This window comes from Treponema sp. (genome assembly GCF_051883275.1).
Lineage (GTDB): Bacteria > Spirochaetota > Spirochaetia > Treponematales > Treponemataceae > Treponema_D.
Map to the genome: position 1 here is coordinate 108,495 of NZ_JBJETK010000057.1, position 10,058 is coordinate 118,552.

The following is a 10,058-nucleotide window of genomic DNA, read 5'->3' on the forward strand; positions in this document are numbered from 1 at the left end:
TTTATATGCATATCCTTTCGGAAAAATAACTTTGAAAATTGCATGCTGACAGTTGTTTTTGGCAAAGTCAAATGATATAATTTATCCAGAAAAATATGACAAAAGTATCTTTTGACTTGAAAGAAAAAATTCCAGTAAAAGAAAAACAACAGCGAGGCACTCCTCTGTTTCCATTGCAGTATAATTTCTGCAACACAGAAAATCCGTATTACGATTTATGGCTTCACTGGCACACAGAATTCGAGCTGATTCATATTATTTCCGGAAGCTATAATCTTTTTGTGGGCGACCATGAAATAACTTTAAAAAAAGGAGACAGCTGCATTATTCCGGGAAAAACCGTCCATGGAGATGCGCCTGAAAAAGGAGCAAGCAAATACGAGTCAGCTGTTTTCGATATTGAACTTTTACGCCAGCACGGTTTCAGTCCGGACTCTTTTATCAATGATATTCTAATGGAAAATATTTCGCTGCAAAACCACATTCCGGCAGAGCAGAAAGATATTTTTGACATAGTTGAATTCCTGTTCAGTACAATCCGGGAGCAAAAGGACAGCTGGGATATAATTTCCTCGGGGACTCTGATTTTGTTTTTTGGGCTGCTGAAAAAGCATCATTTTTTTACAGAGAAAAAAATTCTTCCTGTGCAGAAACGGCTCAGAAATAAAAAACTTGATATTGTTCTTGAATTCATAAAGAAGAATTACGGAAACGATATAACGCTCGAGCAGCTTTCAACCGCAGCGGGATTTTCGCCCAAGTATTTCTGCCGCGTATTCAAGGAAATGACTGGAAAATCTCCTGTTGAATATTTGAACTGGTTCAGAATCAGCAGGAGCTGCTCCTTTTTGCGGGAAACAAATGAAAAGCTCCCTGATATTGCAAAAAAATGCGGCTTCAAGGATTTTTCGTACTTTATAAAAATTTTCCATAGGTACAAAGGAATGACTCCTCTGAAATATAAAAACATGGAACTGAAGCCAGATAAAAAGGAAAACTAAAAAATGCTAAAAGAAAAAACAGTTTTAATCGGAGTAACAGGAAGCATTGCAGCCTATAAAGCGGCAACACTTGCGAGCATGCTTGTAAAGGCCGGGGCGGAAGTTCGTGTCCTGATGACAAAAAACGCTGAAAATATAATTAATCCAATTACTTTTGAAACTCTCACCGGACACAAATGCCTTATAGACACATTCGACAGAAATTTTGAATTCAATGTAAACCATGTTTCCTTGGCAAAAAAGGCTGACATATTTTTAATATGCCCGGCAACCGCAAACACAATTTCCAAGGTTGCAAACGGAATGGCGGACAACATGCTGACATCTGTTTTTCTTGCCGCAAAATGTCCTAAAATTATCTGCACTGCAATGAATACTGCAATGTATGAAAATCCCATAACACAGGAGAATCTTGAAAAGTGCAGAAAATACGGCTTCAAAATTCTCGAGCCTGTAACAGGTCATCTTGCCTGCGGAGCAATCGGAAAAGGCAAAATGGAAGAGCCGCAGGCAATCTTTGACTTCATTGAAAATGAAATCGCATTTGAAAAGGATTTTGCAGGAAAAAGAATTCTTGTTACAGCCGGGCCAACCCAGGAAGCAATAGACCCCGTACGCTTTATCACAAACCATTCATCTGGAAAAATGGGCTATGCAATCGCAAAAGCCGCAGCGGCGCGCGGAGCAGAAGTAACACTTGTGTCAGGCCCCACGGAGCTTCCCCTGCCGCGCTTTGTAAAAACAATAAGAACCGTGAGCGCAGAAGAAATGTTTAATGCCGTAAAAACAAATTTCCCTTCCGCGGATATTGTTATAAAGGCGGCGGCTGTTGCTGATTTTCGCCCAAAAAACACAAGCGAAAACAAAATAAAGAAAAACAGCAGCGTTCTTTCCATTGAGCTTGAATCCACCGATGACATTCTTTTGTACCTTGGCAATAATAAAAGGCCGGAGCAGTTTCTCTGCGGATTTTCAATGGAAACAGAAAATCTCATCGAAAATTCAAGGCAGAAACTTCTAAAAAAGCACCTTGACTTGATTGTCGCAAACAATCTTAAAAATCCAGGCGCAGGCTTCAGGACAAATACAAATCAGGTTGTGCTGATTTCCCGTGATTCACAAAAAGAGCTTCCTCTTATGGAAAAAGAAGATGTCGCACACTGCATATTGGATGAAATAAAAAATGCCTCTGCAAAAAATTGAATTCAAAAGTCTAAAAGGGTTCCGGGTTGGAAATGCCCAGAACTATGAAGCGATGACAGGTGTAACAGCCTTGGTCTTTGACTGCCAAAACACAGCGGGAATAGATATTTCAGGAGGAGGCCCTGCCGCAAGGGAATCGTTTTTGTTTTCGCCGCTTGCATACCAGCAGTCAATTACAGCCCTTCTTCTTTCAGGCGGCTCTGCATACGGACTTGAAGCAGCAAGCGGCGCCATGAAATATCTTGAGGAAAAAGGCATGGGCTATAAAATTGCAGGCGGTGTAGTTCCCATAGTTCCGCAGTCATGCATTTTTGACTTGCAGATTGGAAGCGCAAAAATTCGCCCGGACATAAAAATGGGCTACGAAGCCTGCGTGAATTCCGAAACAAACAATCCTGTTTCCGGCATAATCGGCGGCGGAACAGGCGCAACAGTAGGAAAAATATTCGGAATGGAACGCGCGCAGAAAGCTGGAATCGGCTACAGCGCATTCAAACTTGGCGAACTTGAAGTGGGAGCTGTCGCAGTTGTAAATGCACTTGGTGATATTTTCGATTATCAGTCTGGAAAAAAAATCGCAGGAGCACTGACTCCAGACAGAAAAGAATTCGCTTCTTCAGAGGAAGGAATTTTCGCATTGCCGAAAAAAATTCAGGAAGGAGCAAACACAACAATCGGCGCTGTAATTATGAACGCCGACTTCAGCCAGCAGCAGATGTGCAAAATCGCCGCAATGACAAGAAGCGCGCTCGCAAGAAGCATTAATCCCGTGGGAACAACAGCAGACGGCGATACAATTTATGCAATAACAACAGGCAAGGTAAAATCTGACATAAATGCAGCCGGAACACTGGCATGCAGAGCTTTGTCAGAAGCAATTACAGATGCAGTCAAAAGCTCCAGAATGTCGGATTCAGAATATCTGAATCTCATAAAAGGAAATGCTAAAAGCTGAAAAAGGAGATCGCTTTCATGGAAAAAAATCTTTCACAGGCGGTGGAAAAAACAAAAGATATTCTTCATGCCGATGGATTTTTAAAATATCTGACACTTGAAAACATCGTGAGAATTTCGGCGAGCATTATTTCTGTTGTTGTATTTTATGCGCTTTTCCGTTTTATAAAAAAAACAATTCAGACAAAGACGCACCTGAACCTTGAAAAAAACACAGCGGTTCTCGCAAGCAAAACGGCAAACTATATTTTTTACATCTTGATGGCAATGTATATTCTGGGGCTGTTCGGAGTGAACCTGAAAGCTCTCTGGGGCGCAGCCGGTGTTGCAGGAATTGCCGTGGGCTTTGCAGCTCAGACAAGCGTGAGCAACTTTATCAGCGGACTTTTTGTTCTTGGGGAAAAATCCATGAAAATCGGCGACGTGATTACTGTAAGCGGAACCACAGGAACAGTTGAATCAGCCGGACTTTTAAGCGTCAAGATAAGAACACAAGACAACCTGCTTGTCCGTATTCCAAACAGCAGCATGATAAATTCCGTTCTTACAAACCACAGCACTTATAAAACAACGCGGTATACTTTTGAAGTCCAGGTAAGCTACGAAGCCGATCTGGCTTCCGCAATGCAGAAAATCAAGGAGATTGCAGAGGACAGTCCGCTTGTTCTAAAAAGCCCGGCGCCGCAAATTTTTTATGACAGCCTTGGAGGCTCGCTGAAACTGAAACTTTCCGTATGGCTTAAAAACTGCGACATAATTTCAGTGAAAAATTTTATTTACACGGAAATCGTCCGGCGGTTCAGGCAGGAAAACATAAAATTTCTTTGACTTAGCGCATTTTTTTTATTTCTGCGGATATATAATAATTATGAAGTTTTTTTTATTTATATGTCCGCTTTTTCTGTTTTTTTCCTGCGATTTTTTTTCATACACCGAAGATGAAAAATTCACCCTTCCGTATTCCGGAGAATGGAAAGTAAGAACAAGCCGAAGCTCAGAGTGCGCAGAATTCACCGTTAACGGAAACAGCTTTACAGCTGAAGTAAACAAAAATGAAGCCACTGCGCTGGTAGCCTATTCATGCTCAGAGAAAAAAATCTGCGGCACAATTTATCCATACTCAATGGAACTTACATTCCAGGATGGCTTTGCGGCAGAAATTCTGCTTTCACTTTCCGCATCTTCCGCCGATTCAGATTCCAGTAAAAACGAATATCTTTCAAAATTCAACTGGAGCAGATTCATGGAAGAATGTCGTGTGTTTGAAGAAAATACATGGAAACTGGACAAGGAAAGAATCATGACAAAAATTTCTTCCGGCAATTTCAAAAAGACTGATTTAAAGCTATTGGAATGAAACAAAATTCGGTATATCATGAATGTATTTTATAAGGAAACCTCGAAATCTGAAGTTTTCGTGACAATCCCGAAACTTCAGCGTTTGCCTGTGTTTTTCCTGTAAAAAGGATTCTAAATGAAAAAAAATTTATTTAAAACTATAACCGCGCTGAATTTGATTATGCTATTTTTTTCGTGCGCCGGAAAAAAATCTGAAACGCAGAATCTTCCTGTGGCAAAAATTCACAGCTGGTATTATTTTACCAATTCAGGCTTTAAAACAATCGATGCGCCGCAGAATGTTCCTACTGTTCTTGAAAAGCCATGGACAGAAACCGTGAGAATTGCAAGCGCAGGCTGCTCCGGCGCCAACGGGGATGCTGCCTATGCTCTTGTCAACCGCGCAGGACTTCTTTGCTTCAGCGGAAACAACATCACATTCTATCAGGATAATTCCATTTTTTCTGAGGACACCGCGGATTTTCTTGTATTCAGCGACGGAAAACCTGTTTTCTGCCTTTACCGGAGCAGTTTTTTCAATTCAAATCCAGATAAAAATCCTGCGGTTCATACATCAAGGCCATTTCTTGTGGAATTTTCTCCAGACTCCAGAATTTTTTATCCGATAGTTTCCTATTCAAATTTGAATCTAAAGAATGATGACCAGGTAACAGGCTACTTTTGGAACGGAAAAACATGGGCCTGTTCCGCAAAAAAAACAATAAAAAACGGCTATGAATTTTCATATTTTTTCTGGGAACCGCTCGTTCCGCTGACAGAAGCAAGCCCGGCATTAGGCAGGGAATTTTTTTCATTCAATCCAATGTCAGAAACTGAATATAAAAAAATGAATTTGCCGAAGCTGTTTAACGATGCGCCTGAAGAACTAAAATCACTTCTCTTTTCTATTCCGGACGAATTTTCCTTCTATGTATCATGGCGAAACAGCGAAGGCACAAGCCCTGTAACCTACAGCCACAAAGGCTCATCTGATAATTTTTCAAGCGCACGGGCAGGATTTTCATCTGGAAAAAAATACATTGCAGCGGTGTTTTCGGACGGAACTGTCTATTTAAAAAGAATTTCAGACAACCAGCTGAAAGTTTTCAGGCTGCCGCTTCTTCCGCCGAATTTTTCCTATGGAGAAATGGCGATTTCTAAAGACACGCTTTATGTTTCGTGGGAAGAAAGCAGCTTTTTTAAAACCGCAAGAGCCGGATTCATCAGTGTTGATTTAGAAAAACTGTAGAAAATCTCCGGCTAATAGCGCACCAAATTCGGCACTTTTGAAAAAGGCGGCTTCGTTATATACAGATACTTCAATGGATGAATATCAAGCCCGTTCACTTTCCAGCCGCCGATTTCATCTGTGTTGACAATATGCGCGCTCACAGGATGCGAAACAGGAATAACAACGCTTTCGTTCAAAAGTATCTGCTCTGCTGCTGCCATCAGCTTATAGCGCTCGGAAATAGAATCAATTTTAGAAGCTTCCTTCAGCAATGAATCAAATTCCTGATTTTTGAATCCTGAAACATTTAACGAAGAATCCCCGCGGAACAGCTCCAGAAAAGCCAGAGGATCTGCAAAATCTCCAATCCATGAATAATGAAACAAATCAGCGTTCCAGGCTGGAATTGAAGCGTTGTATCTTTCAAAAGTGGTAGTTTGAATTTTCAGGTCAACACCGAGAGGCGCCCAGGCTTCCTTCAAAATCTGCGCGCAATCCGCAAGAATTCCTTCTCCTGTTGTCGCAAAAAGCAAAGTCAGCCTTTCATCCTTGGAAATTCCATTTTCCGCGCGGGCAGCTTCCATAAGTTTCAAAGCATCATTTTCGTCATAATCCGAAATTCCAGAAATCTCAGGATACCCCGGAAGAGGATAAATAAATGTTTCGGCCTTTATGTTGAATTTTGCGCGGAGCTTGTCGTAAGGAATTGCTTCAAGGAGCGCATCGCGGAATTCTTTTTTCGCCCAGATATTATTTTGTATTTTAAAGAAAAGATAAACCGTGCCGAATTCAGTTCCAACCAAAATTTTTGATTTGTCTATAATTTTTGAAGCATCCGCATTTCCCATAATCCAGTCAATTTCAGCATTGTTGAATCGATAGGAATTCTCAGTGTAATCATCGCTCAGAGTAAAACGCACCGCCGGAATTTTTACATTCTGCGAATCCCAGTAAAATTCATTTTTTTCAAGGACAATTTCACTGGAATCAGCCGATTTTAGAAAAAACGCGCCGCTGTATGCATTTTGATTTTTGCTTATTACACTGAATGAATGATGGCACAGAATATTTGGAAGATGCCCGGTAGGCTCGTTCAAATGAACCACAAGCGTAAAATCATCCCTCGCTTCGATTCTTACATCCTGCTCTGTAGCATTTCCCTGCCTGAAATCCGATGCTCCTGAAATACAATCCAACAGCGAGGCAAAAGGCGCATTTGGAGTTGCCAGCAGAGCAAGCCAGGAATTTTTTACATCATGGGCAGTTATCAAAGTTCCATCACTGAATTTTGCATCATTTCTCAGAAAAAAAGTCCATCGCTTTCTATCACGCGAAATTTTATAGGAAGAGCAAATCGCCGGCAGCGGAGCCAGATTCACCGGATCGTATGAAAAAAGCCCTTCGTAAAGTCCCGTAAAAAGCTGAGCCTCGGCGGTAAATGCAGCTGTATGGGGATTCATGTCATAAACATGAAGCGGGGCGCAAATAACAACTTCACGCTCAGGCATCTCCTGCGGAAAAACAGCCGCAGCAACACAAGACAAAAATAATACTGCAAAAAATTTTTTCAAATTAAACCTCGGCACATAACTCAGGAAATTCCCAGCTTCTTCATCTGCTCCTGCTCTTCAACATAAGAAAGATACTCCGCGCGCTTCTGATTAAATTTAACAACAATATTCTTTATTGTCATCAATTCCATTGACAAACCTTTTATCTTTGAGCGGTCAGAAGTTTTTGAAGAATTTTTGAAGAATTCATCAAGTCCGTAAAGCTGGGCAAAAATATGATTATTTTCCACCATCTGCTTATTCAGATACTCAAGAAGTGCCGAATCATTCTGCCCATCAGCCTTTTTATATCCCGGTGAATTCAGGCTGGAGAACGAAGCATAAACCCTCGCCTTTTTCAAAAGGTGTGTATAGAATTCATTAAAAGATATAATTTCCTTCTTTTTTGTTTCCGTGCGCTTGTCGGTAATAAAAATTTCGTAGGAAACAGGCGGCTCTTCCAGACCAAATATGCCGCGCAAAAATCTCAGGATACTTTCCTTAAGCGACTTCCTTTCGCTCTGAAGCAAATTGTGATTCATGTTAATTTTTTCGGCAATTATACTGAACTGCTCCCCGGACGAAGCCAGCGTGCGCAGGGCATCCATTATAATTGCATGGGTGTCTACAGTGACTTTAGTTTCCTGAGGAATTTCATTCACCTTTATTTTTTCGTACAATGCCTTCTGGAGCTTCTCTTTTTCCAGCGAAGTTTCCTCTGCCACAATTTCTGAAACAAGCTCATTATTGAAATTTCTTCCAGCCATGCATGAAGAAAAAAGCCTCTTTATTTCCCCCATCAAAGCTCCGGACGAAGCAAAAGCTTTTTCCCTGTCAAAAGAAGGATTTCCAAAAACACTTTTTCTAACCGCAATTTTATAGCGTTCACGCTGAAAGTCAGCAAGAGTTTTCAGAGTTTTATCAATCTCATCCATTGCAGTTTGGCTCTTAGAAATACTATCTTTCAAAAGGCTCTGAACAATTGGCTGAAGTCCATTTTTAAGTTCATTTATAGAAATTGCAAGCGCGCGCGTATTTGGGCGTGTTGAATTCACGCTCAGATTTGCCCAGGAAAATGTGTTGTTCAAATCCAGCATTTTTTTTATCTTCCCAGTATCAAGCTGTGCAACCGAAAATTTCATAAAATTGCAAATGTAATCAAGCATTGTTTCATACTTGCTAAGGCGTATTCCAAGAACAATAGAACGCTCATTGTCAGCAAATGAAGTTGTTTCCGGCAAAGAAATTTCTGTAACGCGGTTATCGCTTTTATATGGGTCAGGAACAACAAGAGATCTTTTTACAAGATTGTCAAAAATATTTCTCAAGCAGGAAAAATGAAGGCGATAATTTTCCAGAAGCTTTGGCAGTTCAACAGTATCAAACCACTGCTCACGCTCATCCGCCGCTGAAATAATTTCCTGATTAAAATTTTCATTTACTGTCATATTTTTTTCCATAAAATTTTATCAAAAAGAAACAAAGAACTGTTTATGAAAAGCAGCTTTTGTACCCATATAACTTTCTCCGCATTTTTAGAGCCGCCCAGAAAAATGCTGATTAACTGAAAAAATCAACCAGTTTTTCTTAAAACTTTCCGGATGCCTCTATAAAATAATCAACACCCCTGACACAAGGGAGTCTTGTTTCATAAGGTACCTCAGTCGGGTTTCATACCCTTTATTACTACGCAGAGCATCGGGACTTCAAATCCTCCGATGAATAAACTTTTTTTAAATTTCGGAAAAAAAACACAATACTTAAGAAAATATATAAAAATTCTCTTGAAGTCAATTATGAGAAAGTCGCAGTGCCTCGGCTTTTTCATGCTGAATTTCAAGAATTTCCATAATTTTATCTATCATTCGCTGCTTAGGATCAGGTTCATCAGGCGGCAATGTTTCAAGATAATCCTTGCGGAATTTTTTACATTCAATGACGGGGCTTGCAGTAAACACAAGTTCATCCGGCCCGATTAAATCACTGAGCATATCCTCTTTTCCATCCTGAATCTCAAGAATAGAACCGTTTATGCTTACACAAAGGGCAATGTCAAATAAGCGAAGATAACTGTCAATTTCTCTCAGTCCGCGTTTTGTTTCAGGATGCCCGGGCCGGTATCTAGTCCCGGAAGGAAAAACAAGAATGACTTCACCGCGTTTTTTACAGTCGTCCATTGCACGCATTGCAGCTAAATTGATTTTCCGCGCTTTCAAAGCTTCTTCTTTTGCCTCTTCCTCAGACTGAGCATTTTCCTCATTTTTTGTAAGACTTCGAGTAGGATAAATTACAACCCTGGTAAAACTTTCTGCAAATGCACGGACAATCGGATTTTCCTCATTAAGCTTCATGCCTGCGATTGCAACAACTCTTTTCGAAAGATCAACAAGCTCAGGATTTTCACTGTGATCAAGCATATAAAGAAAAGCCGGCAAATCTGTATTTGAATAATGCTCCATTAAAATCAGACCGCTTTTTCCATTTTTCACCTGCTCATAGAAATTCAAAAAATTCTCTATACCATCAAAATGACTTTTCGGCAAAAGATTATCCTCAACAAGCTTGTCCATAAGTTTTCTGTTCTTTGGATTAGCAAGCTGATAAACATTTGTGCTATCTATTTTTGCAGCAGCAACTGAATTAGAGGAAAGCGTTTTAAAAAAATCTGCATAAGCATCACGAATTGTTTTCTTTTCCATAAGAACACTCCTATAGGCAAGGAATATACTCCCAATCAGAAAAAAGGGAGGGAATAAAAAAGGCCCCCGGGCAGGGAGCCCG

9 protein-coding genes are annotated in these 10,058 nt (G+C 40.4%); 6 read left to right on the forward strand and 3 right to left on the reverse strand.

All coding sequences use genetic code 11. The features are described from left to right. Window positions 1-95 precede the first annotated feature (95 nt). The 6 genes from ACI4L0_RS09550 to ACI4L0_RS09575 all read left to right on the forward strand — a co-directional run bounded on the left by ACI4L0_RS09550 (window position 96) and on the right by ACI4L0_RS09575 (window position 5,745). Window positions 96-1,001, forward strand: a complete 906-nt coding sequence (locus ACI4L0_RS09550; RefSeq protein ID WP_439799943.1) for an AraC family transcriptional regulator — start codon at window positions 96-98, stop codon at window positions 999-1,001. 3 nt (window positions 1,002-1,004) lie between these two features. After that, entirely contained in the window at window positions 1,005-2,204 is a 1,200-nt protein-coding gene (gene coaBC, locus ACI4L0_RS09555) for a bifunctional phosphopantothenoylcysteine decarboxylase/phosphopantothenate--cysteine ligase CoaBC (RefSeq protein WP_439799944.1), read from the forward strand. After that, window positions 2,185-3,159 carry a P1 family peptidase gene (locus tag ACI4L0_RS09560; RefSeq protein WP_439799945.1) on the forward strand — a complete coding sequence of 325 codons (975 nt, stop codon included), beginning with the start codon at window positions 2,185-2,187 and terminating at the stop codon, window positions 3,157-3,159. The genes coaBC and ACI4L0_RS09560 overlap by 20 nt, the downstream gene beginning before the upstream one ends. A 17-nt stretch (window positions 3,160-3,176) precedes the next feature. Beyond that, window positions 3,177-3,986, forward strand: a complete 810-nt coding sequence (locus tag ACI4L0_RS09565) for a mechanosensitive ion channel family protein (protein ID WP_439799946.1) — start codon at window positions 3,177-3,179, stop codon at window positions 3,984-3,986. Window positions 3,987-4,026: 40 nt separating this feature from the next. After that, the gene (locus tag ACI4L0_RS09570; protein WP_439799947.1) at window positions 4,027-4,515 is read left to right on the forward strand and encodes a hypothetical protein; all 489 of its coding nucleotides are present in this window, start codon (window positions 4,027-4,029) and stop codon (window positions 4,513-4,515) included. Window positions 4,516-4,632: 117 nt separating this feature from the next. Further along, window positions 4,633-5,745: a hypothetical protein gene (locus ACI4L0_RS09575; protein WP_439799948.1), complete on the forward strand. Its 1,113-nt coding sequence runs from the start codon at window positions 4,633-4,635 to the stop codon at window positions 5,743-5,745. 11 nt (window positions 5,746-5,756) lie between these two features. Here ACI4L0_RS09575 and ACI4L0_RS09580 read toward each other — a convergent pair whose 3' ends face one another. The 3 genes from ACI4L0_RS09580 to ACI4L0_RS09590 form a co-directional block, all read right to left on the reverse strand. Further along, the gene (locus ACI4L0_RS09580) at window positions 5,757-7,298 is read right to left on the reverse strand and encodes a peptide ABC transporter substrate-binding protein (RefSeq protein ID WP_439799949.1); all 1,542 of its coding nucleotides are present in this window, start codon (window positions 7,296-7,298) and stop codon (window positions 5,757-5,759) included. A gap of 20 nt (window positions 7,299-7,318) precedes the next feature. Further along, window positions 7,319-8,725 (reverse strand): hypothetical protein, encoded by a 1,407-nt coding sequence (locus ACI4L0_RS09585; protein ID WP_439799950.1) that lies wholly within the window; start codon window positions 8,723-8,725, stop codon window positions 7,319-7,321. Window positions 8,726-9,067: 342 nt separating this feature from the next. Continuing rightward, complete coding sequence (locus ACI4L0_RS09590) at window positions 9,068-9,976, reverse strand: 1-acyl-sn-glycerol-3-phosphate acyltransferase (protein WP_439799951.1); 909 nt, start codon at window positions 9,974-9,976, stop codon at window positions 9,068-9,070. Between the last annotated feature and the right edge of the window lie 82 nt (window positions 9,977-10,058).

Excerpts from the sequence above, each read along its gene's own strand:
- ACI4L0_RS09575 (WP_439799948.1), top strand. The coding sequence starts at position 4,633 with ATGAAAAAAAATTTATTTAAAACTATAACCGCGCTGAATTTGATTATG.
- ACI4L0_RS09560 (WP_439799945.1), top strand. The coding sequence starts at position 2,185 with ATGCCTCTGCAAAAAATTGAATTCAAAAGTCTAAAAGGGTTCCGGGTT.
- ACI4L0_RS09550 (WP_439799943.1), top strand. The coding sequence starts at position 96 with ATGACAAAAGTATCTTTTGACTTGAAAGAAAAAATTCCAGTAAAAGAA.
- ACI4L0_RS09590 (WP_439799951.1), bottom strand. The coding sequence starts at position 9,976 with ATGGAAAAGAAAACAATTCGTGATGCTTATGCAGATTTTTTTAAAACG.
- ACI4L0_RS09565 (WP_439799946.1), top strand. The coding sequence starts at position 3,177 with ATGGAAAAAAATCTTTCACAGGCGGTGGAAAAAACAAAAGATATTCTT.
- ACI4L0_RS09585 (WP_439799950.1), bottom strand. The coding sequence starts at position 8,725 with ATGACAGTAAATGAAAATTTTAATCAGGAAATTATTTCAGCGGCGGAT.
- coaBC (WP_439799944.1), top strand. The coding sequence starts at position 1,005 with ATGCTAAAAGAAAAAACAGTTTTAATCGGAGTAACAGGAAGCATTGCA.
- ACI4L0_RS09570 (WP_439799947.1), top strand. The coding sequence starts at position 4,027 with ATGAAGTTTTTTTTATTTATATGTCCGCTTTTTCTGTTTTTTTCCTGC.